Consider the following 24,887-nt stretch of genomic DNA (forward strand, 5'->3'; position numbering starts at 1 on the left):
CCGCTCGTCATACGGACGGGCGGGGCGGAAAGGTTCCCTGCGGAGCCGGAGATCAGCCTTCGCGGGTCTCCACGACGACCGACTCGATGACCACGTCGTTGACCGGGCGGTCGGTGCGCGGGTTGGTCTGGGTCGCCGCGATGGCGTCCACGACCTTGCGGCCGGCGTCGTTCGAGACCTCACCGAAGATGGTGTGCTTGCGGGTCAGCCACGCGGTGGGCGACACGGTGATGAAGAACTGCGAGCCGTTGGTGGCCGGGCCGGCGTTGGCCATGGCAAGGAGGTACGGCTTGTCGAAGCCGAGGTCCGGGTGGAACTCGTCGGCGAACTCGTAGCCCGGACCGCCGGTGCCGTTGCCCAGCGGGTCGCCGCCCTGGATCATGAAGCCGCTGATCACGCGGTGGAAGACGGTGCCGTCGTACAGCGGGTCCGTGGTCTTCTGGCCGGTCGCCGGGTTCGTCCACTCGCGCTCGCCCTTGGCGAGTTCCACGAAATTCTTGACCGTCTTGGGTGCGTGGTTCGGCAGGAGCCGAATCTCGATGTCGCCCTGGTTGGTCTTCAGGGTGGCGTAAAGCTGCTCGGCCACGATCTGCCTTCCTTAGAGGTCTGCACTGACGTCCCACGATCCTCGCACGGACCGTACCGGCGAACGGGAATTCGCCCGGTTACCGACAGATACCCGCTGAACGGTCCCGTACTGCCCGCAACCGTGGCATTGTCGACCGCAGGCTCCCTCCAGTACTGCGCCCCGCACCCGCGCCCCCAAGTGCTTCAAAAGACTCGATGCCCACCCGGATGCCTTGGAGCACATGCCGGGTACCCGCAGGACAGGCATGATTTCGAGATGGGTGGAAAGGCGACATACCGAACCGCCACCAAGGAGGAGGATCACGTGACCCGCATGGAGAGCGTGCGCGCCGCGACCGGAACGGCGAAGGAGAGCGTGCTGCACGCCGCGGAAGTGGTGGCGCCCTACGCCGACTCGGCCAGGCAGCAGGCCGCACAGTATGCCCAGCACTACGCGCAGGAAGCGCGCGTACGTGTCGCGCCGAAGGTGTCGAAGGCCGCGGCGCAGGCCCGCACCCAGGCCCGGCAGCAGTACGACGTCCACCTCGCGCCGCGCGTCCCGTCGAGGGTGGACGAGGTGGCCCACCAGGCGGCGGAGCGTTCGCGCCGGGCCGCCCGGCAGGCCGCCGACTACGCCGCCCCGCGCGTGGAACAGGCGGTCGCCGCCGCCCAGCCGCTGCGCGAGGAGGCCATGGCACGCTCGGCGGCGGCGCTTGCCGCGCTGCGTGGGCAGGTGACGACGCAGGAGATCGAGAAGCTCGCGCGCCGGCACCGGCGCCAGGCCAGGGCCGCCCGCGCCTGCAAGGGCCTCGTGATCCTCGGCGTCCTCGCGGGCGGCGCGTTCGCCGCGTGGCGCTGGTGGGACAAGCAGGCCAACCCGGACTGGCTGGTCGAGCCCCCGGAGCCGACCGAGGTCGCCGACCGCCCCCCGCTCACCTCCGTGGACGGCAGCGCGACCGACATTCTCGACCCCGAGGTCCAGGCCAAACAGGCCGCGGAAGAGGCGGCTGAGCGGGACGAGCGGCCCTGAGCGACGCTGACGAGCGGCATCCAGGACATGCGCACAGCCCCCGGGTGTCCGGCGGTCCCCTGAGGCCGACGGACACCCGTCGCTGTCAAGGCACGGCGACGGCCTCGTTCGGGGGAACCTCGCCACGGGCGACCGCGAGCAGGTTCGCCACCGCCATGTCCGCCATCCGGCCGATCGCGTGCGTACTGAGATAGGCACTGTGCGGCGTCACCAGCAGGCGATCGGGCACGAAGGCGAGCAGACCGTGGGGGTCCTCAGCAGGGGCCGGGGTGGGCTCGATGTAGTAGCCGTCGATGGCGGCCCCGGCGATCCACCGCTCGGCGAGCGCCGTCCGCAGGGCGACCGGATCGACCAGTTCCGCACGGGAGACGTTCACCAGGAAGCCGTCCGGGCCGAGCGCCCGCAACTGCCCGGCGCCCACGACCGCGTCGTTCCCGCCCGGCTCGTACGCGAAGTTCAGGGACACCACGTCGGACGCCGCGAACAACTCGTCGAGCGAGCCGACCGCCTGGTAGGGGAGGGCGTCGAACTCGGGCCGGCGGCTGCGGTTCCAGTACACGATCTCGGTGCCGAACGCGGCGTGCGCCATGCGGGCGAGCTCGCGCCCTATGTGCCCCAGGCCCGCGATCCCCAGCCGGGCGCTGCCGAGCGAGGGAGTGGCTCGCTCGCTCCAGCGGCCGGCGGCGACCCCGTCGACGGTCCGGGTGATCGAGCGGACCAGATCGAGGGTCTGGGCAAGGGCGAATTCCGCGACGGCGAACGCGTTGGCATGCGGGGTATAGGTGAACCGGATCGGCGAGGGGCCTTCGGGGACTTCCATGAAGGTCTTGAATCCGGTGCCCATGAAACAGGCGACCTCAAGGCCTGGGAGCTGTTCCCAGGCCTTCGCGGACATGCGTTCCGACCCGCCGAGCACATATCCCCAGGCGCCTCTCAGGGCTTCGATCACCCCGGCTTCCTCAAGGTCTCCGGGAATGGTCTCGACGGTCAGTCCTCCGGCTTCGAGTGCGTGCCGCGCGGACCGGGGAAACGTCGCGCCGCTCACGACCACTCTGCGACCGCTCATGGTCAGCTCCTCATGTTCTCAACTCGCTGTGGAAAAGCCCCGCCGGTACCAGAGGAGGGGTTTGTCCGTGCCCTCTGCCATCAGGCCGGTCAGCTCGCCTATCACCAAGTGGTGGTCGCCGACCGGGACATGGCGTACCCGGGTACATCGGAATGCCGCGTTCGCACCCGTCAGATACGGAAGCTCGGTTTCTGGCCAGGTGTCGAAGGCAAGGCCCTGAAATCGGTCTGCGCCGCGTTCGGCGAATGCGGTGGCCACGCCGCGGTGCTGTTCACCTAGTACGTTGACGATGAATTCGCCCGCGCCGAGCAGCGCCTCACGGCAGCTCGACCCGTTCGAGAGGCCGACAAGGACGAGCGGCGGGTCGAGCGAGACGGAGGTCACCGAGCTCGCCGTGAAGCCGCGCCGGCGCCCCTGCCCGTCCCGGGTGGTGACGACGGTCAGCGGCGCGGCCAGGTGCGACATCGCCTCGCGGAACGTCTCGCCGTCGACCGCGACGGGCGGCCCCGGCGGGGAAGGCGCGATTTCGGTCCGAGCGCTCATGAACTCCCTCTCTCCGTAAGGCTTTCCAGGCTTTCCTGGGGTTCCAGGATGTCCGTACGGGTTTCTGTACGGGGTTCTTGGCGGATTCGCTCGGGGCGTTCTTCGCGGGCTTCCTCACGAGGCTCAGAACCGGCTTCCTCACGAGGCTCAGAACCGGCTTCCTCACGAGACTCATAACCGCCTTGCTCGTGAGGCTCGGAAACGGCTCCCTCGCGGCCCCGGATTTCGGCGAGCGCCCGCTCGAATCCCCGTATCGTCAGCGGCAGGAATACCGCTCCGAAGATCACGAGCAGAACGGTGAGAACCACGACCAGGCCCTGCGGGCCCGCGGTCCCCACGACGGTCGCGATCAGAATTCCGCCGATCGGGAAGGAGAGGTCGTTGATGATGAAGAACGACCCCATGACCTTTCCCAGATGCTCCCGCGGAATGACCTTCACGCGCTGGGTCCGGTTGAACACATTGAAATACGCGTCGCCCACCAGCATCACCACGAAGGCGACCGCGTAGACCGCGAACGACGAGGCAAGACCGAGCAGGAGCAGGGCGCCGCACACCACCGTGAAGCCGATCACCCCGAGCATGCCGACCTCGAACCTCCTCAGCAGCAGAGGTGTGATCAGCAGATTGACCAGGCCCATGACACCGACGCACATATTGAGCAGTGCGAAGGAGGAATCCGGTGCCTTGAACACACCGGTGATCACAGCGGCATTCGCTGCGAGGACCGTCGAGACGACCAGATTGATCGAGAAGTTGAAGCAGGCGAGCAGCAGTACGGGCCGGTTCCCGGTCAACAGCCGCCAGCCGAGCCGGAGTTCAAAGACGGCCTCCCGCGCGCTCCCCTCGCTCGCCTCGCCCTTCTCGGGCCCCCGGTGCGGCAGCGGCAGCCAGCAGGCGCCGGCCAGGGCGAACATCGCCGCCGCGAGAACGAGCAGCCAGACCTTGCCGAGGACGAGGACGGAGACCATGGCGAGGCCGGGCCCGAGAGCCATGGAGAGCAGCTCCATGTTCTGCACGACCGACTGCGTCCTCGCGAGGTCCTCGCCCTCGGCGACCTGCGGGACGACCTTCTCGACCGCCATGTGCACGGGAGCCATCAGAATGGAGAGCAGCGCCCCGTTCGCCATCAGGACGGCGGTCGACCAGGACGGCGTCACCAGGCACAGCACCGCGACGAGCCCGAGGGCACCGGCCCGGGCGAGATTGGCGCGCCGGAAGAGCCGGACCCCGCCGTCACGGTCGGCGAGGAGTCCGGCCAACGGGAAGGCGACCAGGTTGGGAAGCCATTCGAGCGCATAGGCGATACCGAGCGTCGACACCTCCTTGGTGTCCTGGAACAGGATCAACGGCACGGCGAACAGGACCAGTTGCTGGGCCATCAGACCGGTCAGGACGCCACCGGCGAACAGGGTCCGCCGCGTCCGGGGGCGCACCATCAGCCGGCCGGCACGGACGCGCGGGCGGCCGGACTCGACGCCGCCTCCTTCTCCTCCAGCTCGCGCACCAGCGGCAGTACGCGGGTGAAGAAGTTCCGCATCTCGTCGCGGGCGGGCCAGCCCGAGAAGATGAACTCGCCGATGCCGGCCGCCTTGTACTCCATGAGGTACGCGGCGACCTCCGCGTGGCTGCCGACCAGGCAGAGGGCAGGCCCGCCGCGATAGGCGACGGCGCCGGAATACAGAATCGGCGACATCCAGCCGTGGCCCGCCTCGTCCGCGAGGCGGAAGGAGTTGTGCACCGCCTGGGAGTCGGCGGTCGCGACGAAGTCGGCGACCCACTTCTTGCGTTCCTCGGTGGCGCCGCTCATCACCTCGGCGAGTTCCGCGAGCGCCTCTTCTCGGGTGTCCCGGGTCAGCACCTGCATGCGCAGACCGACCCGGCCGCCCTGGGCGAGCACCGGCGCCGCCGACTTCGCGATCTCTGCCGGGGTGTCCGCGTACCGGAACCAGACGTCGCCGTGGCGCACCGCGGTCCGCTGGGCGACCCCCGAGGCGCCGCTGATGAGAATCTCGGGCCGGCCGCCTCCGTGGTAGCCGAGGCCCAGCTGGGCGTCCTTGAGCCGGTAGTGACTCCCCTCGTACGTCAGCGGGGTCTCGCCGCGCCAGAAGGCGTGCAGGATCTCCAGGAACTCGTTCGCGCGCTCATAACGGGCGTCGTGCGCCAGGAAGTCGCCGTAGTAGGCCTGCTCGGCCGGGGAGATGCCCGCGATGACATTGAGCGAGATCCGGCCCCCGGACATCCACGAGAAGGTGTTGACGACCTGCGTGAACAGAGTCGGCGACAGCAGACCCGGGCGGTAGGCCAGGATGAACTTGAGCCGTCGGGTCTCGCGCATGAAGACGCCGATGATCGGCAGCGGGTCGGGCAGGTCGAAGCTCTGGGCCATCAGCAGCGAGTCGACCCCCAGCTCGTCGGCCTCGCGGGTGAACTCGATGGCGCCGTCCAGGTCGAGCACGTCGGACGCGTACTGCTGTGTCGACTTCTTCTGGCCGTCGTCCAGTGCCGAGCCCCAGTGAAACCTCAACTGACTCATGTCGCGTCCTTTAGTTGTCATCCGGTTCCCAAACACCGTTCGTCTCCGATTCCCACTCAGCGCTCGACGGCTGCCGTCACCGGCTCGACTTCCAGGCGGTAGCGGGCGATTGCCTCGCGGATGGCGCGGTGGACCGCCGCCTGGCTGCCGCCGCGGAAGAGGAAGCGGCCGCCCGCGTGGTCGTAGCCGCCCTCGCCGTCGAAGACGTGCCCGGGGGCGGGCAGTGCCTCGGCGTAGACCTCGGGCACCACGCCGGACAGCGATACGCGGTCCACGAGCCGGGTGGGCCAGGGCTTCGGCTCCGGGAAGACCAGCCAGCCGCCGCTCGCCTCCACACCCTTCAGCTCGCCCTCGTCACTGAGTGGTCCGATGCCGAGGGTGGTGCGGAAGGCCTCGCCGAACAGGTCGATGCCGTACAGGTCGCGGTGGAGGAACGGCACCCCGGCCCCGCCCGGCCGCAGGCCGACCTCCAGGAACACCGCCTCCCCGGCCGGGGTGACGATCAGCTCCAGGTGGAAGGGGCCGTCCCACAGTTCCAGGGCGTCCAGGCAGTCATGGGCGAACCCGGCGAGTTCGGTGCGCAGCGGCCCCGGATCGAGCAGCACCGAGCCGAGCGGGGTGCCGCGCGCGAAGTCCAGGCAGGTGTTGACGTACTCCGAGACCGTCACGAAGTGGTACCGGCCGCCCAGGCGGATGCCGTCGACATGGTGGATGCGCCCCTCGACGTACTCCTCCGCCTCGTACTCCTCGCCCGCGAGTTCCGCGAGCGCCCCAGTGAGCTCGGACTCGGTGCGGATCAGCCGCACTCCGCGCGAGGCGGCGCCGTCGCGGGGCTTGAGGACCAGCGGCAGGCCGAGCTGCGCGACGAGCTGCGGCGCGGTGGTGTCCGCGCCGACCTCCAGATAGCGCGGGACGCGTACGCCCGCGAGGTCGACCCACTTCTTCATGACGGTCTTGTCGCGGAAGCGCCGGACGTAGTCCGTGTTCCAGCCGGGCACGTCCAGGGCCGCGCGCAGCCGGGCCGCGGTGAGCAGGTCGAATTCGGACACTCCGACGATCCCCGCGAACGGGCCGTGTTCCTCGGCGATGCGGCGGGCCGGGCCGAGCAGCGTGTCGTAGTCGAGGTCCGGCACGACCACGGTCGCGACCGCCGAGTCCTGTGCGAGCGGGGCGAGCCCGTCCTCGGTGGTGAGGTGGGCCAGGCGGTGGGTGCCGTCGGGGACGAAGCGGTGGTACTCGCCGAATTCGTCGTCGAAGCGGTTGATGACCAGAACCAGCGGGACGGAACCGGCCGGGGTGGAATCGGTTGCGGCGGGATCGGTTTCGGCAGAATCGGTTTCGGCGGCCGGGCTAGTCAAAGCTCACTCCAAGGTCGATCAGGTTTCCGAGCTCCAGGGCGTCGGCGTACGAGTCCGCGGTATAGAGGGCGTGGCCGATCCGGCAGCGGAAGTCGTGGTCCGGCGGTATCTCGTCGCCCGGTCCCAGGTACAGCTCGGCGTCGAGCACTTCGGGCCGGGCGCGCAGCGCGTCCAGGCCGCGCGCGGTCCGGTACCGGGTGCGCCCGGGCGCGGTGAAGAAGCGGACCGCCGCGTGTTTGGCGCGCGGCGCGCCCAAGGGCACGTCCCGTGGGTCGAGGCCCACATGGGCGGCCACGGCCAGGTGGGGCAGGGACACACCGGTGGCGATCTCGACGAGCTCGGGAATGTGGTCGCCGCCCATACGCGCACCGAGCTCAATGAGCACGGGCCCGTCGTCGAGCAGGCGCAGTTCGCAGTGGAAGGGGCCGACAGTGACGCCGAGGACGGTCACGACGTCGGTGACGTACGACTCGACGGCACGCCGCTGGGTCCCGGTCAGCTCGGCCTGGACGATGTGGCCCAGTTCCACGAAGTACGGTTCGGGGCCGAGGAGTTTGCTGGTGACGGCGACGATGGTGATCTGCCCGGCGGCCGACACGTACCCCTCGACGGACACCTCGGGCCCGTCCAGGTACTCCTCGACGAGGACCCGGCCGTCCAGGCGTCGCCCCAGGTCGAGGCGGTGGTCGTCGGCCAGGATGCGGTAGGCGGCGCGGAGTTCGGCGAGGTTGTCGGCGCGGCTCACATGGATGCTGCCGGCCGAGTCGGCGGGCTTCAGCACGCACGGGAAGCCCACGTGCCCGGCCGCCGCATCGAGCTCGGCGGGCGATGCCGCCGGGGCGTGGCGGGGTGCGCGCAGCCCGGCGGCATCGATGCGCCGGCGCATCGAGGTCTTGTCACGGACCTGATCGACCGACTCCTCCGCGAGGCCCGCGAGCCCCAGGCCGGCCGCGATCCGGGCGACCACGGGTACGTAGAACTCGAAGCCCGGCAGGACACCGGCGAGCCCGCCCTCGGCGTGCAGCCGGGTCGCCGCCCGCAGCAGGGCGCCCTCGTCATTGGTGTCGACGGTCACGAGGGTGTCGATGTCCCGGCGCACCCGGTCGGGGAGCCGGCGGTCGGTGTCGTCGTAGGAGGCGACCACCGTCTCCAGACCGAGGTCATGGGCGGCGCGCAGCAGCGCCGCCCCCGAGGACATCGGCTCGACGACCAGCACCCGGCCGCCGTGCGCGTCGCGGAGGTCGGTCATGTCAGCTGCCGACCAGTGCTGCCTCGCGGGCCCCGACCGTGGACTCGTACAGCTCGGCGAAGTAGTCACCGATGAGGTCGATGAAGACCGTGAGGTAGACCTCGGCCTGCTCGGGGCTGCTGAACTTCTCGACGGCGCGGGCGACCGTGCGGAACATCAGCTCGTCGTGGTCGTGGGACTCGTCGAACGCGATGTGGGCGCGGGTGCCGTGGACGTACTCCTTTCCGAACGCGGTGGCCGCCTTCTCGGTGATGACCGGGTTGTAGCGGTCCGAGTACCACTCCACGAACCAGTCCCAGATCGTGGTGGGCGCCGGGCCCGACCGGTCGGCCTCAAGACGCAGGTAGCCCATGAGCTTGGCGGTGGACGGGAAGACCGGGGTGGCGTTCAGCTGCTCGATGGTGAGCCCGAACTTCTCCAGGTCGCGGGTGAACATGTTCTCGTGGCCGAATTCCTCGGCCAGGTATTTCGCGAGCTTCGCGGCGAGGGAGTCGTCCTGCGAGCCGACCTTGTAGAGAGCGTAGCTGTCGACCTCGTTGTTGAGCCTGATCCGCAGCACCGTCTCGGTGATGTGACGGATGTAGTAGTCGCGGTCTATCCATTCGCCCTTGTGCAGTTCACGCAGCTTGGGAACACGCTGGAACTGCTTTTCGAGGAGTTCCTCTGCAAGTGCTTCAAGACGCGCCCGATCGAGCTTTGACACGGTGAATCCACAGCCCTTCTTCGACGATGTTTTCGCTAGAAGCTGCCATGGCCGCCGGGGAATTCTTATTTCCGCACGGCATGCCAAAGGAGGAAGGCTGTCGACGCACACAGATGTGCCACCATCCCCCGTTCAACGCCACAGGATCTTGACTGGCCATGTCCGGGCCGATCGCTGCAACATCTCGAAGCTACCCAGCACGCAAGAGAGGAGTCAAGGCCATTCTTGACCGATACAAGCCGCCGATCTTGACTCGCCAAACGGACCCCTCAGCTCCGAAACACAGGATTCACAATCCGTAAGTACACAGGTCAGCGAGGTGTACACCACCGGATTGCGAATCTGGCATGTCGCGTTCATTAAGCCTGCGCAGAGTCCGTTGACAGGCAGTCCTGACTAAGCGATCCTCGCTCTGCCGTCGCCGGAATGCGGCGTGCGCTCACCGGGGGAGAGGTAAAACAACAATGAAGAGGATCACCGTGCTCGCCGCTGCCGTGGCCGCCCTGATCGGGTTCGCCGTCGCGGTACCGGCCACCGATAGCGGGCCCGGACCGTGCTGTGCGCTGTCCGGAAGGAACGCGGTGTAAGTCAGCCCGGCATATTCAGCCGGCGGTCTGCCGCCCATTCGGCAACGGCAGCGGTGCCTTCACACCAGCACAGTCGACCGCCTTGCGGAATGCCTCGAAAACGGATTCCGCCGGCCCGTGGCCGATACTCAGTTCGGCGATTTCACGCCAGGCCTGCGCCGCTTCGAGGAGCGCTCCGAGCGCTTGCAGTTCCTCGGCGGCGGTGCGGCATTCGGCGAGGCCGTCCGCGGCCCGCCCGTCGGCGGCCAGGGCGAGCCCGAGCACCCAGCGGGCCCGGCCGTGCTCGACGGAACGCCGGGCCGAGAGCCGGCCCATGGCCCGTTCGGCCACGTCGGCGGCCTCCGCGGGCCGGCCCGAGAGCAGGTGGAGGCGGGCGATCTCGGTCTCGCAGGAGGCCAGGTCGCCAGCGTTCGCCTTCCGCGTGAACACCGCGTACGCCTCGTCCAGCTGGTGCCCGGCCCGGGCGAGGTCGACCGGCTCTGCGCGCAGCAGCAGCCAGGCCAGCGTCATGCGCAGCCTGGCCAGATTGCGCTCGGTGTCCTCCCCCGCCATCAGCACGAGCGCCTTCTCCACGAGACCGAGGGCGAGGACGACATCGCCGCGGGCCTCGGCGACCAGACCCGCGTTCCAGTAGGCCGAACCGCGCGCCCGTGCCGAGCCGTTGCGCTCCGCGCGCTCGACCACCCGCGTGGCCAGGCGCTGCGCCGTCACCAGATCGCCCCTGCCCCAGTAGCTCGCGACCAGCGTCGAGGCCAGCCGGATCTCGTCGTCCGAGCCTTCGAGACCGAGGCCGCGGACCTCTTCCAGGGCCTGCTCGCCCAGATCGATGCTGCGCCCGAAATCGCCCGCCTCGCTCAGGAGCCGGCAGCGGCGCATGAGCAGCGGCAGCAGGCCGATCGGCACCGCCTCGCCCCGGCGCGCCGCACCGATGAGCCGCTCCAGACCGTCGAGGGCCGAGTCGAGCTCGCCGAGCGCCTCGTGGACGCGCACGAGCGCCCAGAGCGCCTCGGTCCGCAGCTCCGGGTCGGCGTCCCGGGCCAGCTCGACGAGCCGCTCCCGGGCGTCCGCCGCCCGCCCGTCGGCGAGCTCGAGCTCGGCGAATCTCAGCCGCAGCCGGCGCTCGCTCAGCTCGCCCCGGTCCCGCCCGGTCAGCAGATAGTCGACGGTCGTGCCGAGCCGCTCGGCGAGCAGCTCGACGACCTTGGGTTCGGGGGAGCGCCGGTCGGACTCGATGAGGGACACGTAACTGGCGGAGACGGCGGCACCCGCGAGATCGGCCTGGCTCAGCCCGCGCGCGGCCCGCAGTGCGCGCAGCCGCTGTCCGAGCGTGGTCGCGGGCGTACTCACGAGATCTCCTTCACCGGCCGCGGGGCGCACAGGGGGACGGAATGGGCCATGCTATCCAGCCGCTCCGACAGCCGGTGCCCACGCCCGCCGCACGCCGGCCGGCCACCCACGGAGCCGGAGCGACCGTCAGGCTCGCTGCTTTCCGGCCCGCACCAGGCACCAGGCGCCGCCGCCGATGAGCACGAACGTCACCGAGCGGACAGCCAGGCTCCCCATCGGGCTGAGATCCTCGGCCAGCTGCCCGAAGCCCCCGGTCTGAATGATCCAGATCAGCACGCCGCCCAGAACGATCAAGGCGACACCGCCGACGCCCCAGGCAGCCCGGCCGGCCGCGCTCCGCTCGCTTCCCATCCTCAACTCACCTTCGCCACACAGGGGGTTCGGCCCCTGCCTCCACGCCACCGCCAGGCTACGTCTCCTCTCAGCGTCCAAGATCGTCCCGGGCATGAAAAAAGGCTCCCCGACCCGCGTTTCCGCAGGTCAGGGAGCCCCTGAGATGTGGAGCCTAGGAGATTCGAACTCCTGACATCTGCCTTGCAAAGGCAGCGCTCTACCAACTGAGCTAAGGCCCCGGATGAGGTGTTGCGGGACCAGAGTACCGGGTGGAACCGGGGATCTCGCAAAAGGATTGGGACTCCCGGTGAACGACCACTCTCCGTAAGATGCTCGACGAGGTTCGCACCCGTGAAGCGGCCTCAATGGGGAAGCGATGGGGAGACGCGCAATGGACACAGCACAGCAGGAAGCGACCGCCAGAGCCAGGGAGCTTCAGCGGAGCTGGTACGGGGAGCCACTGGGGGCGCTCTTCCGACGGCTGATAGACGACCTCGGGCTCAATCAGGCCCGGCTCGCCGCTGTTCTGGGGCTCTCGGCTCCCATGCTGTCGCAGCTGATGAGCGGGCAGCGGGCCAAGATCGGCAATCCGGCCGTGGTGCAGCGTGTCCAGGCACTCCAGGACCTGGCGGGGCAGGTCGCCGACGGCAGCGTGAGCGCCGTGGAGGCCACCGACCGGATGGAAGAGATCAAGAAGTCCCAGGGAGGCTCGGTGCTGACCAACACCGGCCAGACGACGTCCAGTTCGGGCGCCCCGACGGTACGCCGCGTGGTGCGCGAGATCCAGTCGCTGCTGCGTTCCGTGGCGGCCGCCGGCGACATCATCGACGCCGCCGACACCCTCGCCCCGGCCCACCCCGAGCTGGCAGAGTTCCTCCGGGTGTACGGCGCGGGGCGCACCGCCGAGGCGGTCTCGCACTACGAGTCGCACCAGAGCTGACACGGTCGGATCGATCCTGGGGGCATCGGGTGGGCGAGGTCTTCGCCGGTCGGTACGAGCTGGTCGACCCGGTCGGCCGGGGCGGGGCGGGAGCCGTCTGGCGCGCCTGGGACCGGCGCAGGCGCCGCTATGTGGCGGCGAAGGTGCTCCAGCAGAGCGATGCCCACACCCTGCTGCGGTTCGTCCGTGAGCAGGCCCTCAGGATCGACCACCCGCATGTGCTCGCACCGGCCAGCTGGGCCGCCGACGACGACCAGGTCCTGTTCACCATGGACCTGGTCTGCGGTGGCTCGCTGGCCCATCTGATCGGCGACTACGGGCCGTTGCCGCCCCGGTTCGTGTGCACCCTGCTCGACCAGCTCCTCGCCGGCCTCGCCGCGGTCCACGCGGAGGGCGTCGTGCACCGCGACATCAAACCGGCCAACATCCTTCTGGAGGCCACCGGAAGCGGCCGTCCGCATCTGCGGCTGTCCGACTTCGGCATCTCGATGCGCAAGGACGAGCCCCGCCTCACGGAGACCAACTACGTGGTGGGGACGCCTGGTTACTTCGCGCCGGAGCAGATGATGGGTGCCGAACCCGACTTCCCGGCCGACCTGTTCGCCGTCGGCCTGGTCGCGCTCTACCTCCTGGAGGGCAGCAAGCCGGACGCGCGGGCCCTCGTCGAGTACTTCGCCGCCCACGGCACTCCCGGCGCCCCTCAGGGCATCCCCGAGCCGCTCTGGCAGGTCCTTGCAGGACTGCTCCAGCCGAACCCGCAGAACCGGTTCCGCACGGCCACGGGGGCGCGCAAGGCGCTGGCATCGGCCGTGGAACTGCTGCCCGAGCAGGACCCGGACGAGGAACCCGTCGAAGTCTTCGACCAGATCGGCCCCCTGCCCCCCGGCTTCGCCGACGAGGGCCCCGAGAACCCGGCCCCGGCCCCGGCCCCGGAAGCGTCCGCCTCCTTAAGGAGGGAGGGCGTACAGCAGGGCGTAAAGCACCAGGACACACGGCAGCCGGGCGTGCACGGGGGCGCGCAGCAGGGGCGGCCCCAACAGAGTGGTCAGTCGCAGGAGTTCACGTCCGCCCCCGCGACATCCGGCCAGGCGCCCCCGCTCCCCGTCCCCGACACCATCCCCCCACCCCCGCGGCAGCCCCCCACCCCTCCCACTGCGGCCCCCGCGTACGTCCTTCCTCCGCAGTACGAGCAGACGCCGCCCACGCCCGCGACGACGCCGTACACGGCGCCATACCCCAATGCGGCCGTGCCGCCCCAAGTTCCCGTGCGGGGAACCTCTTTCGTGGGTTCCGCACCCCGGCCGCGGCCCGGGCCGCCCGCCAGGGTCGCGGTGCCGGTGCTCCTGGTGGCGCTGGTGTGTTTCGCGGTCGGGTTCTGGGCTCTGACGCAGACTTGAGGGCCCGCTACCAGGCGCTCGGCGGCCCGAAGCCCTGCGGACCCGGGGCGGCCGCGGACGCGCGCCTGCGGGCCACCAGCGTCCACACCGCGAGCCCGGCCACGAGCACCGTGCCCGTGCCGATTCCGAGGGCCGCGAGGAGTTTCATCGAGCTGTCACCGGCCTTCGCCCCGCCGCCCGCCCCGAAGTCGGGCGCGTGGCCCGCGTAAGCCGGACCGGACGTCGCCTCGCCCCGTACGGTCAGCCGCAGCGTCAGGTCGTACGGGGCGTCCCCGAAGGTCCGCCCCACCTCGGGGCTGAGGGAGACGGCCAGGTAGTAGGAGCCGCTGAGCCGCATCGCCGAGGTCTCGTCGCTGGTCGAGTAGCGGTTCTCGTAGGCGACCGGCGCGAGGGGGTCGAGCGCGGCCTCCTTCTGCTTTCCGTCGTACGGCGCCGACGCCCCGGAGACGAAGCCCCACGCGGGGTTGTAGAGCTGCAGGGAGAGGGCGGTGCCGATGTAGCCGTCCTTGGCGGACGCGAGGCTTCCCAGACCTCCGTCGGCGAAGAGTTGCCGGCCCCAGTCGAGCGGCACCCGGTAGAAGAGGGTCTCGCCCGGCCGGATGGTGTCCTTCCACTGCCCCGGGGACAGTGCGGTCGCGTCGTGGAAGCCGGTGCCGCCGTGGGCGCGGCGCGGGGTTCCGGTCTGCGGGGCCGGTGACGCGGAGGGCCAGCCGGAGGGCGCCGTGCTCGGCCCGGCCCCGCCGCGGGTGGGCTCGGTCGTGTAGCGCAGGTCGAGTCCCCAGTCGGACGGCGTGGAGGTCGTGTCGCTCTCGCGCTCGACCACCATGTAGTACGTGCCGGGCTTCTGACAGGTCGACAGGCTCTTGCGCAGGCCGCGATAGGCGTACGCGGCGATGGGGTGCGGGTACTGCGCCGAGCCGATCGAACGGCGCTGGGAGTCGCAGTCGTCGCCGTCGGCGTTCTCGAGCGACACCTTGATGGAGTCGCCGTAGGCGAGCTTCGCGCCTGCGGGCCCCGGCACGGCGACCGCGGAGGCATAGGCGTCGTTCTCGCCGTCCAGGATCAGCTGGAAATAGAGCTTGCCGCCGGGCTTGATGACCGACCTATAGGCGGTGTCGGGCTTCAGCACCGGCCCGTCGGTGTTGTTCGCACCCCCCGACACGTCCTGCACACCCTCGGGAAACCGGTACGAAGGCGGTTGCCCGGCCGCGTGCACGGGTCCCGGCGCCGCAAGGAGCGCGCCGAGCGCGGCCACCGCCGCCCCGATCCTTTGTGCCGCCCGCCGGGACCTGCTGTGCCTCGTCCTCACGTCGCCCCGCCCCACCTTTGCCCTCGCAAGTCAACTATTTGCTCACGTGAACTCAACAGCGCCCGGGGCATCCCCCGGGACAGCACGAAGCCCCGGCCACCTCAGTGGCCGGGGCTTCGCAACCGGGTCTTTCGGTCTCACACACCCGAACCTGCGGGCACGGAGTCGGTCGCCTCCGTCCACAGATCCTGCTCGGCGCGATCCGCCTGGATCTGGCGGTACACGAGGAGCCCGCCGATGGCGGCCAGTGCGACCAGGAGAAGCTTCTTCACCGCGCGACCTCGTCTTTCCTTGACGTAAGGGACCTCTGCCGCCCGACTATACACACCGATCGATATCAATCGGTGATGCTCCATCCGTGTGTAGTTCATCGGAACATCCACCGATACGGTGCGTCGCTCCTCGCCTCCCGGATGCCCCCCGCACATCATCGGATACAACGCAATTCGGGCAACCCATCAGCACACGCTGTTTACGGAAGAAGCGAGGACGTCATGGCAACCAGCAAGCTCACGACCTGGTGGACCGCACTCATCGGGGCGCTCGTCGCCCTTCTCGCCTCCCTCGGCCTGGCCGGCCAGGCCACCGCCGCCGCTCCCGCGGCTTCCGTACCGCAGCACAACGCGACGTACAACCGCAGCGAACCGGACATCCCCGTTGCGCCGACCGTGCACTGGGCCGTGCCCTCGGCGTCCGCCCTGCCGCCCACCATGAAGCAGCGCATCCGCGCCGAGGCCCATGGCGCCTCGCCCTCCTCGCGCCACCGCGCCGACGACCGCGACTCGGCCGACGACCCGGCCTACGACCCGTCGATGCCCGGCGGCGACACCGGCGTGGTGGCGCCGGACAGCCCGGCGACATCCGGCGGCGACACGGCCGCCGAGGGCCCCGACGACTCGGCCAGGGGCGACGGCCCCTCCCGCTGACCCACCCCGCTCCGCCCGAGCTGCGAGCCCGGCAACTCCCCCGAGTTGCCGGGCTCTTCGGCGTCCTGGGGGCCCTGCGCCGTACGGACACCCCGCTGTCCCCGGTCCGGCACCCGGGGCCCGCTTGTCCCCGGCCGACGCCCGGGACCTTCGCCCTGCGCCACCCAGCACACCTGGGGCCCGCCTGCCTTCGCCGTGCCACCCGGCGCACCCGAGGCCCTGGACACCACAGCCGTACGGCCTCCGCAAACGCCGAAGACCCCCGGGCTTTCGCCTCGGGGGTCTTCGTCACTGTGGGGCTAACAGGATTTGAACCTGTGGCCTCATCCTTATCAGGGATGCGCTCTAACCAACTGAGCTATAGCCCCGCCGCGCTTTGCGGGATGTCCCGCGCGCTGACCTCTGAAGATTAGCGCACGGGACGGCCAGTCCCAAAATCGATAGCCGAGCGGCTGTGAACTGCGGCTACTCGTCCTCGGCGAGCGTGAGCTCGATACCGCCCACGAAACCGGCCGAGAGGTTGTAGATGAACGCGCCGAGCGTCGCGAGCGCCGTGGCGAGCACCACGTCGATCACCGCGATGACGGACGTGAAGAGCAGCACCCGCGGCAGCGACAGGAACGACTGGAGGTCGAAGCCGTTGGACTCGTTCGAGCCCGTGGCCTCGCTGATCGTGCCGCCGACCGTGGAGAACACGCCCATGGCGTCCATGACCATCCACAGCACCGCGGCCGCGATCACCGTGCAGATGCCGAGCGCGATGGACAGCAGGAAGCTGACCTTCATCACCGACCACGGGTCGGCCTTGGACACCCGCAGGCGCGCCTTGCGCGTGCGGGGCGCCGTACGCGCCCCGGTACGCGGCCGGCGCGCACCCTCGGCGCCACGCTGCGGCGCGGGGTAGGCCTGCGGCGGGTGATAGGGCTGCTGCTGCCCGCCGATCGGCTTCTCACGCTCGCCGGGCAGCGCCCCGGCCTCGTACTCCGCCCGGCCCTGAGGGCCCCGGGTGTCCGTCACCGTTACCCCCTGGGAGTCCGCGGCAGGGCCACGGGCACCGTTCGCTCCGGAAGCGGCCGCTCCGGCGCCCGTGGCTCCACTCACGCTTTACTCCTCGTGCTCCCCGGCCGAGGGCTGGGCGCCCTCGGCAGCAGCCTCGGCAGTAGCGCCCTCGGCGTCGTCGGCCCCGTCGACCTCTTCGGCCTCGCTGCCCGCCTCGGCGTTACGGGCGATGCCGACGACGGCATCGCGCTTGCCCAGGTTGATCAGTTGGACGCCCATGGTGTCACGGCCCGTCTCCCTGACCTCGTTGACTCGCGTACGAATCACACCGCCGCCGAGCGTGATGGCGAGGATTTCATCCGTCTCCTCGACCACCAGCGCGCCGACCAGCGAGCCCCGGTCCTCCACGATCTTGGCGGCCTTGATGCCGAGGCCGCCGCGACCCTGGACGCGGTACTCGTCGACGGGGGTGCGCTTCGCGTACCCGCCATCGGTTGCGGTGAAGACGAACGTACCGGGCCGGACGACATTCATCGAGAGCAGTTCGTCTCCCTCGCGGAAACTCATCCCCTTGACGCCGGATGTCGCGCGGCCCATCGGACGCAGCGCGTCGTCCGTCGCCGTGAAGCGGATGGACTGCGCCTTCTTGCTGACGAGCAGCAGATCGTCCTCGGCCGACACGAGCTCCGCGCCGATCAGTTCGTCGTCGCCGCCGTCCGCGGTCTCCCGCAGATTGATGGCGATGACACCACCCGAACGGGGCGAGTCGTAATCCTTCAACGGCGTCTTCTTCACCAGGCCGGCCTTGGTGGCCAGGATCAGATAGGGCGCCGCGTCGTAGTCGCGGATCGCGAGGATCTGGGCGATCTTCTCGTCCGGCTGGAACGCCAGCAGGTTGGCGACGTGCTGGCCGCGCGCGTCACGTCCGGCGTCCGGCAGCTCGTACGCCTTGGCCCGGTAGACACGGCCCTTGTTGGTGAAGAACAGCAGCCAGTGGTGCGTGGTGGACACGAAGAAGTGGTCGACGATGTCGTCCTGCTTCAGCTTGGTGCCGCGTACGCCCTTGCCGCCGCGCTTCTGCGAGCGGTAGTCCTCGGTCTTGGTGCGCTTGACATAGCCGCCGTTGGTGATGGTGACGACGATGTCCTCTTCGGCGATCAGGTCCTCGATGGACATGTCGCCGTCGAACGGCACCAGGGCCGAGCGCCGGTCGTCACCGAACTTGTCGACGATCGCGGCCAGTTCCTCGCTGACGATCGCCCGCTGCTTCTCGGGCGAGGCGAGGATCGCGTTGTACTCGTTGATCTTCGCCTGGAGCTCGTCGTGCTCGGCGACGATCTTCTGGCGCTCCAAGGCGGCGAGGCGGCGCAGCTGCATCTCGAGGATGGCGTTGGCCTGGATCTCGTCGATGGAGAGCAGGCCCATCAGGCCCTCGCGCGCGACGTCGACCGTGTCGCTGCGCCGGATCAGCGCGATGACCTCGTCGATCGCGTCGAGCGCCTTGAGCAGGCCGCGCAGGATGTGGGCCCGCTCCTCGGCCTTGCGCAGCCGGAACTTCGTACGCCGGACGATGACCTCGATCTGGTGCGTCACCCAGTGGCGGATGAACGCGTCGATCGAGAGCGTGCGCGGCACGCCGTCGACCAGCGCCAGCATGTTGGCGCCGAAGTTGGTCTGCAGGTCGGTGTGCTTGTACAGGTTGTTCAGGACGACCTTGGCGACCGCGTCCCGCTTCAGGACGATCACCAGGCGCTGGCCGGTGCGCGAGGAGGTCTCGTCGCGGACGTCCGCGATGCCGCCGACCTTGCCGTCCTTGACCAGGTCGGCGATCTTCTGCGCGAGGTTGTCCGGGTTGACCTGGTAGGGCAGCTCCGTGACCACCAGGCACTGGCGGTTCTGGATCTCCTCGACCGCGACGACCGCCCGCATCGTGATGGAGCCGCGCCCGGTGCGGTACGCCTCCTCGATGCCCTTGCGGCCCACGACCAGCGCGCCGGTCGGGAAGTCGGGGCCCTTGATGCGCTCGATCAGCGCGTCCAGGAGCTCCTCGTGGGAGGCCTCCGGGTTCGCCAGGTACCACTGGGCGCCCTCGGCGACCTCGCGCAGGTTGTGCGGCGGGATGTTGGTGGCCATGCCCACCGCGATGCCGGCCGAGCCGTTGACCAGGAGGTTCGGGAAGCGCGCCGGCAGGACCGTCGGCTCCTGGTTGCGGCCGTCGTAGTTGTCCTGGAAGTCGACGGTCTCCTCGTCGATGTCCCGGACCATCTCCATGGCCAGCGGCATCAGCTTGCACTCGGTGTACCGCATGGCGGCGGCCGGGTCGTTGCCGGGGGAGCCGAAGTTGCCGTTGGAGTCCACCAGCGGCATGCGCATCGACCAGTGCTGGGCGAGGCGCACGAGGGCGTCGTAGATCGAGGTGTCGCCGTGCGGGTGGTACGTACCCATGACGTCACCGACGACGCGGGCGCACTTGTAGAAGCCCTTCTCGGGCCGGTACCCGCCGTCGTACATGGCGTACAGGACGCGGCGGTGGACGGGCTTCAGACCGTCCCGTACGTCCGGCAGCGCACGCGAGACGATGACGGACATCGCGTAGTCGAGGTAGGAGCGCTGCATCTCCGTTTCGAGCCCGACGGGCTCGATGCGCAGAACAGGCTCTTCCTCGGTGGCTTCAGTGGGCGTAGGAGTGTTCTCGTCGGCCATTGCTGGTTCTCAAGTCCTTTCGAAGCGGTCAGCGACAGACCGAGTCAGATGTCGAGGAAGCGGACGTCCCGCGCGTTGCGCTGGATGAACGAGCGGCGTGCCTCGACGTCCTCGCCCATCAGCACCGAGAACAGGTCGTCGGCCTGGGCCGCGTCGTCAAGGGTGACCTGGCCGAGCACCCGGTGCTCGGTGTCCATGGTGGTGACGCGCAGCTCCTCGGCGTTCATCTCGCCCAGACCCTTGAAGCGCTGGATCGAGTCCTCGCGGATCCGCTTGCCGTTCTGCTTGCCGAGCTCCACGAGCGCGTCGCGCTCCCGGTCCGAGTACGCGTACTCGAAGTCGTCCCGGCCCCACTTGATCTTGTAGAGCGGCGGGCGCGACAGGTAGACATGCCCGGCCTCGACCAGCGGCCGCATGAAGCGGAACAGGAAGGTCAGCAGCAGGGTGTTGATGTGCTGGCCGTCGACGTCGGCGTCCGCCATCAGGATGATCTTGTGATAGCGGAGCTTCTCGATGTCGAAGTCCTCGTGGACCCCGGTACCGAACGCCGAGATCAGCGCCTGGACCTCGGTGTTCTGCAGGATCTTGTCGATCCGCGCCTTCTCGACGTTCAGGATCTTGCCTCGGATGGGCAGGATCGCCTGGTACATCGGGTTGCGGCCGGACTTCGCCGAACCACCGGCGGAGTCACCCTCGACGATGAAGATCTCGCACTTGGTGGGGTCGTTGGACTGGCAGTCCGAGAGCTTGCCGGGCAGCGACGCCGATTCCAGAAGCCCCTTGCGGCGGGTCAGGTCACGCGCCTTGCGGGCGGCGACGCGGGCCGTCTGCGCCTGGATGGACTTGCGGATGATGTCCGCGGCCTCGTTGGGGTTGCGGTCGAACCAGTCGGTGAGGTGCTCGTGCACCACCTTCTGGACGAACGTCTTCGCCTCGGTGTTGCCCAGCTTGGTCTTGGTCTGGCCCTCGAACTGCGGCTCGCCCAGCTTGACGGAGATGATCGCCGTCAGACCCTCGCGGATATCCTCGCCCGAGAGGTTGTCGTCCTTCTCGCGCAGCAGCTTCTTGTCCCGGGCGTACCGGTTGACCAGGCCCGTGAGCGCGGCGCGGAATCCCTCCTCATGCGTACCCCCCTCATGCGTGTGGATGGTGTTCGCAAAGGAGTAAACGCCCTCGCTGTACTGAGAGTTCCACTGCATCGCGATCTCGGCCGAGAGAAGTCGCTCCTTGTCCTCGGCGTCGATGTCGATCACGGTCGGGTGGATCAGCTCGCCCTTGCGCGAGTTGAGGTACTTCACGAAGTCGACGATGCCGCCCTCGTAGAAGTACGTCACCGACAGGGGCTGCTGCTCCTCGGCCTCCTCCGCGGAGTCCGCGCCCGAGACCGCCTTCGCCGACTCGCGCTCGTCGGTCAGCTTGATCGTCAGGCCCTTGTTGAGGAAGGCCATCTCCTGGAAACGCCGCGACAGCGTCTCGAAGGAGTACTCGGTGGTCTCGAAGATGTCGCCGTCGGCCCAGAAGGTGACCGAGGTGCCGGTCTCCTCGATGGCCTCGTGCCGGGCGAGCGGCGCCGTCGGGACACCCAGCTTGTAGTCCTGCGTCCAGCGGTGGCCGTCGGTCTTGACCTCGACCGCGACCTTCGTGGACAGCGCGTTCACGACGGACACACCCACGCCGTGGAGACCGCCGGAGACGGCGTAACCGCCGCCGCCGAACTTGCCGCCCGCGTGGAGGACGGTGAGGACGACCTCGACGGCGGGCTTCCCCTCGGAGGGAACGATGCCCACGGGGATGCCGCGGCCGTTGTCGACGACGCGTACGCCGCCGTCGGACAGGATCGTGACGTCGATCGTGTCCGCGTGACCGGCCAGCGCCTCGTCGACCGAGTTGTCGACGACCTCGTACACGAGGTGGTGCAGACCCCGCTCACCGGTCGAGCCGATGTACATGCCGGGTCGCTTGCGGACCGCGTCCAGACCTTCGAGGACAGTGATCGCGCTGGCGTCGTACGAGGCGGTGACCTCGCCGTTCTCGCCGACGGCAGTGGACGGGGAGTTCTCGTTGGGGTTGCCGGAATCGGCCACGAAGCGCCCTTTCTGGCACAGCACAAGCCTTCCCCTGTACAGGCAGGAGCGGCTGCGTCGTTCAGCGATGGTCAGCGTCGGGCGTTGCCGAGGGGGCAAGCGTCCGACCGCGTCTTTCGGTGGGTCCCGCGAGGACGGCGGGATTATTGACCAGTCTACCGGTAGCGCCGACATGAATGGGGGTTTGCCGGTACCTGAGTCCGCATGTGCCGCCCTGAGCGGGCGCCGACCGACTCCCCATATTCGGGGAGGGGCCCCAAGAGCCTCACACGGGCTTTCAGCGCTTCGGCCTGTCAACCTCCGACTACCGTGAGGGACGCCTCATGTTCCCCACCGGTTTCCAGAGCCCTCTCGCACCCCGTTTTCGCACGTCACAGGGGGTGCCAGGGAGGGGCGTGGGAGAGGTCCGGGAAGCGCGAACGCCCGCCTCCTGGGGAGGAGGGCGTTACGCCCTCCTTCAAAGAGGCGGGCGCGATCCTTGAAGACGTGGGCGTGAAGAGGCCCGGCCGGCCGCGGGCACGCGGGGGCGGCTCACCCGTAGGTGTCGCCGGGCCCGGTGCTCCCGGGCGCGCGCAGCTTGCCGTAGCGCTGCGGCGGCCCGCTGGGGCCGTAGACCTTGATCAGCCGGACCGTGCCGTGGCCCAGGTCGGCGTTGATGCGCGCCACCAGCTGGGGCGCGAGCAGTCGCAGCTGCGTCGCCCAGGACGTCGAGTCGCACCGCACGACGAGGATCCCCTCCTCGGCGTCGTGCGGGCCGGGCTCCGTGTGCTTGGCGAGCTCCTCGCCGACGATCTCCGGCCAGCGGCCGAGCACTCCGGCCACCGCGGTCGGCGTCTCCCAGGCCTTCTCCCTGATCAGCCCGTTGATCGCGGAGCCGAGCGGCAGCGGATCGCGGCCGTCCGCGCGGGCGCCCGAGCGCAGCCCGCCCCGCCGGGCCTGCTTCTTGTCCTGCGCGGCCTGGCCCCGCGCCCTGGCCTGCTCCTTGGCCGCGCGCAGCGCGACCCGCGCCAGGTCGATGCCGGAGGCCTCGGGCACCTTCGGCTGCTCGGCCGGTCCGGATTCCTCGCTCATACCCGCGTCACCTCGCCCGCCGCGACCTCGTACCGGACGCCCGCGAGGATCCCCGGAACGTCGTCGTCCACCGCGGCCGTCACCAGGACCTGCTCGCCCGGAGCCACCAGCTCCGCGAGCCGCTCACGGCGCCTGGCGTCCAGCTCCGCGAACACGTCGTCGAGCACGAGCACCGGCTCGTTGCCCTCGGCCCGCAGCAGGTCGTACGAGGCGAGCCGCAGTGCGAGGGCGTACGACCAGGACTCGCCGTGGCTCGCGTACCCCTTCGCCGGCAGCTCGCCCAGGCGCAGCACCAGGTCGTCGCGGTGCGGCCCCGCCAGCGTCACTCCGCGCTCGATCTCCTGCTTGCGTACGTCCGCGAAAGCCTCGATGAGCTGGCCGTACAGCTCCTCACGGGTGTGCCCGTCGCCGGGTGCGGACGGCTTGTACTCGAGGGCCAACGGACCGCCGCCCGGGGCGAGCTGCTCGTACGCCTTGTCCGCGAGGGGCTGGAGCGCGGCGATGAGGTCGAGGCGCTGGGCCAGGAGCTCGGCGCCGGCCTGGGCCAGGTGCTGGTCCCACACGTCGAGGGTGGACAGGTCCATGCCACGGCCGCCGTGCCGGCGCGCCATCGCGGCGGACTTCAGGAGGGTGTTGCGCTGCTTGAGCACCCGGTCGTAGTCGGACCGTACGGCCGCCATCCGCGGCGAGCGTGCGGTGATCAGCTCGTCGAGGAACCGGCGCCGCTCCCCGGGGTCGCCCTTGACCAGCGCCAGGTCCTCCGGCGCGAACAGCACGGTGCGTACGATCCCCAGCACATCGCGCGGCCTGACCTGCGAGGACCTGTTGATGCGGGCCCGGTTGGCGCGGCCCGGGTTCAGTTCGAGCTCGATCAGCTGGGAGCGCTCGCCCTGGGTGACGGCGGCGCGGATCACGGCGCGCTCGGCCCCCATGCGCACCAGCGGCGCGTCCGAGGACACGCGGTGGCTGCCGAGCGAGGCGAGATAGCCCACGGCCTCGACGAGGTTGGTCTTGCCCTGCCCGTTCGCCCCCACGAAAGCGGTGACGCCCGGATCGAGCGGAACCTCGACCCGGGCGTACGAGCGGAAGTCGGCCAGCGAGAGATGCGTGACGTGCATGGTGTCGCCGACCTCCCCCGGCTTACCTACTGCTCTGTACAGCTACTTGGACTCGACCGCGTGGCCGCCGAACTGGTTGCGCAGCGCGGCGATCATCTTCATCTGCGGGGAGTCGTCCTGCCGGGACGCGAAGCGCGCGAACAGCGAAGCGGTGATCGCGGGCAGCGGAACGGCGTTGTCGATGGCGGCCTCCACGGTCCACCGGCCCTCGCCGGAGTCCTGCGCGAAGCCCTTGAGCTTGTCGAGGTGCTCGTCGTCGTCCAGGGCGTTGACGGCCAGGTCGAGCAGCCAGGAACGGATGACCGTGCCCTCCTGCCAGCTGCGGAAGACCTCGCGCACATCGGTGACCGAGTTGACCTTCTCCAGGAGCTCCCAGCCCTCGGCGTAGGCCTGCATCATGGCGTACTCGATGCCGTTGTGGACCATCTTCGAGAAGTGGCCGGCGCCGACCTTGCCCGCGTGCACCGCGCCGAAGTCGCCCTCGGGCTTCAGCGCGTTGAAGATCGGCTGGACCTTCGCGATGTTCTCGGCGTCGCCGCCGTACATCAGCGCGTAGCCGTTCTCCAGGCCCCAGACGCCGCCGGAGACGCCGCAGTCGACGAAGCCGATGCCCTTGATGCCCAGCTCGACGGCGTGCTTCTCGTCGTCCGTCCAGCGGGAGTTGCCGCCGTCCACCACGATGTCGCCGGGCGACAGGAGCTCGGCGAGCTCGTCGATGGTGGACTGCGTCGCGGCGCCCGCCGGGACCATCACCCACACGACCCGCGGGCCCTTGAGACTGTCCACAAGCTCCTTGAGGCTGTGGACATCGGCGACGTCCGGGTTGCGGTCGTAACCGATGACGGTGTGGCCTGCGCGGCGGATGCGCTCGCGCATGTTGCCGCCCATCTTGCCGAGGCCGACGAGACCGAGCTCCATCACATGATCCTTTGACGTTGTGGCGTTTTCGTACCCGCGTCCGAGCCTACGCCGGGGCCTTGGTACACACCTGCGGGGTCAGCCGCTCAGACGTACGCCCCGG

23 protein-coding genes and 2 tRNA genes are annotated in these 24,887 nt (G+C 69.6%); 5 read left to right on the top strand and 20 right to left on the bottom strand.

The features are described 5' to 3' along the window. Positions 1 to 52: 52 nt before the first annotated feature. Positions 53 to 586: a peptidylprolyl isomerase gene (locus ABD346_RS01640; RefSeq protein WP_344370852.1), complete on the bottom strand. Its 534-nt coding sequence runs from the start codon at positions 584 to 586 to the stop codon at positions 53 to 55. A 258-nt stretch (positions 587 to 844) separates the two neighbouring features. Here ABD346_RS01640 and ABD346_RS01645 point away from each other — a divergent pair, with 258 nt between their 5' ends. Then, entirely contained in the window at positions 845 to 1,597 is a 753-nt protein-coding gene (locus tag ABD346_RS01645) for a DUF5324 family protein (RefSeq protein ID WP_344370854.1), read from the top strand. Positions 1,598 to 1,682: 85 nt separating this feature from the next. On the opposite strand, the gene ABD346_RS01650 is transcribed toward ABD346_RS01645, so the two are convergent. From ABD346_RS01650 to ABD346_RS01680, 7 genes are read right to left on the bottom strand one after another with little or no spacing between them, the layout of a single operon-like run. Beyond that, entirely contained in the window at positions 1,683 to 2,663 is a 981-nt protein-coding gene (locus ABD346_RS01650; protein WP_344370857.1) for a 2-hydroxyacid dehydrogenase, read from the bottom strand. Between the two features lie 18 nt (positions 2,664 to 2,681). Beyond that, positions 2,682 to 3,206, bottom strand: coding sequence for a flavin reductase family protein (locus tag ABD346_RS01655; RefSeq protein WP_344370859.1), 525 nt, complete (start codon positions 3,204 to 3,206; stop codon positions 2,682 to 2,684). Then, positions 3,203 to 4,645 (bottom strand): MFS transporter, encoded by a 1,443-nt coding sequence (locus ABD346_RS01660; RefSeq protein WP_344370861.1) that lies wholly within the window; start codon positions 4,643 to 4,645, stop codon positions 3,203 to 3,205. Before ABD346_RS01660 ends, ABD346_RS01655 begins: the two co-directional genes overlap by 4 nt. Beyond that, on the bottom strand, positions 4,645 to 5,742 hold the full coding sequence (locus ABD346_RS01665) for an LLM class flavin-dependent oxidoreductase (RefSeq protein WP_344370862.1): 1,098 nt from the start codon (positions 5,740 to 5,742) through the stop codon (positions 4,645 to 4,647). The genes ABD346_RS01660 and ABD346_RS01665 overlap by 1 nt, the downstream gene beginning before the upstream one ends. Positions 5,743 to 5,798: 56 nt before the next feature. Beyond that, positions 5,799 to 7,100, bottom strand: coding sequence for an ATP-grasp domain-containing protein (locus tag ABD346_RS01670; protein ID WP_344370864.1), 1,302 nt, complete (start codon positions 7,098 to 7,100; stop codon positions 5,799 to 5,801). Further along, complete coding sequence (locus tag ABD346_RS01675; protein WP_344370866.1) at positions 7,093 to 8,349, bottom strand: ATP-grasp domain-containing protein; 1,257 nt, start codon at positions 8,347 to 8,349, stop codon at positions 7,093 to 7,095. Before ABD346_RS01675 ends, ABD346_RS01670 begins: the two co-directional genes overlap by 8 nt. A 1-nt stretch (position 8,350) precedes the next feature. Continuing rightward, entirely contained in the window at positions 8,351 to 9,052 is a 702-nt protein-coding gene (locus tag ABD346_RS01680; protein ID WP_344370868.1) for an iron-containing redox enzyme family protein, read from the bottom strand. 464 nt (positions 9,053 to 9,516) lie between these two features. Between ABD346_RS01680 and ABD346_RS01685 the strand changes: the two genes are divergently transcribed. Further along, a complete protein-coding gene (locus ABD346_RS01685; protein ID WP_344370870.1) occupies positions 9,517 to 9,639 on the top strand; it encodes a hypothetical protein in 123 nt (40 codons plus the stop codon). Between the two features lie 15 nt (positions 9,640 to 9,654). Here the strand turns inward: ABD346_RS01685 and ABD346_RS01690 are convergent, their stop codons facing one another. From ABD346_RS01690 to ABD346_RS01700, 3 genes are all read right to left on the bottom strand, one after another. Next, positions 9,655 to 10,986, bottom strand: coding sequence for a helix-turn-helix domain-containing protein (locus ABD346_RS01690; RefSeq protein WP_344370872.1), 1,332 nt, complete (start codon positions 10,984 to 10,986; stop codon positions 9,655 to 9,657). Between the two features lie 126 nt (positions 10,987 to 11,112). Then, complete coding sequence (locus ABD346_RS01695; RefSeq protein ID WP_344370873.1) at positions 11,113 to 11,337, bottom strand: hypothetical protein; 225 nt, start codon at positions 11,335 to 11,337, stop codon at positions 11,113 to 11,115. A 148-nt stretch (positions 11,338 to 11,485) separates the two neighbouring features. Beyond that, positions 11,486 to 11,558, bottom strand: a tRNA-Ala gene (locus ABD346_RS01700). A gap of 152 nt (positions 11,559 to 11,710) precedes the next feature. Here ABD346_RS01700 and ABD346_RS01705 point away from each other — a divergent pair. Together ABD346_RS01705 and ABD346_RS01710 are read left to right on the top strand one after the other, a co-directional pair. Further along, a complete protein-coding gene (locus tag ABD346_RS01705) occupies positions 11,711 to 12,259 on the top strand; it encodes a helix-turn-helix domain-containing protein (protein WP_189969852.1) in 549 nt (182 codons plus the stop codon). Between the two features lie 29 nt (positions 12,260 to 12,288). Beyond that, a complete protein-coding gene (locus tag ABD346_RS01710) occupies positions 12,289 to 13,656 on the top strand; it encodes a serine/threonine-protein kinase (RefSeq protein WP_344370875.1) in 1,368 nt (455 codons plus the stop codon). A 7-nt stretch (positions 13,657 to 13,663) separates the two neighbouring features. On the opposite strand, the gene ABD346_RS01715 is transcribed toward ABD346_RS01710, so the two are convergent. After that, the gene (locus tag ABD346_RS01715; RefSeq protein WP_344370877.1) at positions 13,664 to 14,911 is read right to left on the bottom strand and encodes a hypothetical protein; all 1,248 of its coding nucleotides are present in this window, start codon (positions 14,909 to 14,911) and stop codon (positions 13,664 to 13,666) included. A 191-nt stretch (positions 14,912 to 15,102) separates the two neighbouring features. Beyond that, a complete protein-coding gene (locus ABD346_RS01720) occupies positions 15,103 to 15,237 on the bottom strand; it encodes a DLW-39 family protein (protein WP_003958712.1) in 135 nt (44 codons plus the stop codon). A gap of 222 nt (positions 15,238 to 15,459) precedes the next feature. Here ABD346_RS01720 and ABD346_RS01725 point away from each other — a divergent pair, with 222 nt between their 5' ends. Continuing rightward, the gene (locus tag ABD346_RS01725; protein WP_344370879.1) at positions 15,460 to 15,891 is read left to right on the top strand and encodes a DUF6344 domain-containing protein; all 432 of its coding nucleotides are present in this window, start codon (positions 15,460 to 15,462) and stop codon (positions 15,889 to 15,891) included. 294 nt (positions 15,892 to 16,185) lie between these two features. Here the strand turns inward: ABD346_RS01725 and ABD346_RS01730 are convergent. From ABD346_RS01730 to gnd, 7 genes are all read right to left on the bottom strand, one after another. Further along, positions 16,186 to 16,259 (bottom strand) — tRNA-Ile (locus tag ABD346_RS01730). 97 nt (positions 16,260 to 16,356) lie between these two features. Next, positions 16,357 to 16,908: a DUF3566 domain-containing protein gene (locus ABD346_RS01735; RefSeq protein ID WP_226598919.1), complete on the bottom strand. Its 552-nt coding sequence runs from the start codon at positions 16,906 to 16,908 to the stop codon at positions 16,357 to 16,359. Positions 16,909 to 16,995: 87 nt separating this feature from the next. Then, positions 16,996 to 19,593, bottom strand: a complete 2,598-nt coding sequence (gene gyrA / locus ABD346_RS01740; protein WP_344370882.1) for a DNA gyrase subunit A — start codon at positions 19,591 to 19,593, stop codon at positions 16,996 to 16,998. Between the two features lie 44 nt (positions 19,594 to 19,637). Next, positions 19,638 to 21,701, bottom strand: a complete 2,064-nt coding sequence (gene gyrB, locus ABD346_RS01745) for a DNA topoisomerase (ATP-hydrolyzing) subunit B (protein ID WP_344370884.1) — start codon at positions 21,699 to 21,701, stop codon at positions 19,638 to 19,640. A gap of 507 nt (positions 21,702 to 22,208) precedes the next feature. Further along, complete coding sequence (locus ABD346_RS01750) at positions 22,209 to 22,748, bottom strand: DciA family protein (protein WP_344370885.1); 540 nt, start codon at positions 22,746 to 22,748, stop codon at positions 22,209 to 22,211. Then, positions 22,745 to 23,866, bottom strand: coding sequence for a DNA replication/repair protein RecF (recF, locus tag ABD346_RS01755; protein ID WP_344370887.1), 1,122 nt, complete (start codon positions 23,864 to 23,866; stop codon positions 22,745 to 22,747). The genes ABD346_RS01750 and recF overlap by 4 nt, the downstream gene beginning before the upstream one ends. Before the next feature lie 42 nt (positions 23,867 to 23,908). Then, positions 23,909 to 24,784 (bottom strand): phosphogluconate dehydrogenase (NAD(+)-dependent, decarboxylating), encoded by an 876-nt coding sequence (gene gnd / locus ABD346_RS01760; RefSeq protein ID WP_344370889.1) that lies wholly within the window; start codon positions 24,782 to 24,784, stop codon positions 23,909 to 23,911. Positions 24,785 to 24,887 lie beyond the last annotated feature (103 nt).

The organism is Streptomyces mauvecolor (assembly GCF_039532965.1).
GTDB lineage: Bacteria > Actinomycetota > Actinomycetes > Streptomycetales > Streptomycetaceae > Streptomyces > Streptomyces violascens.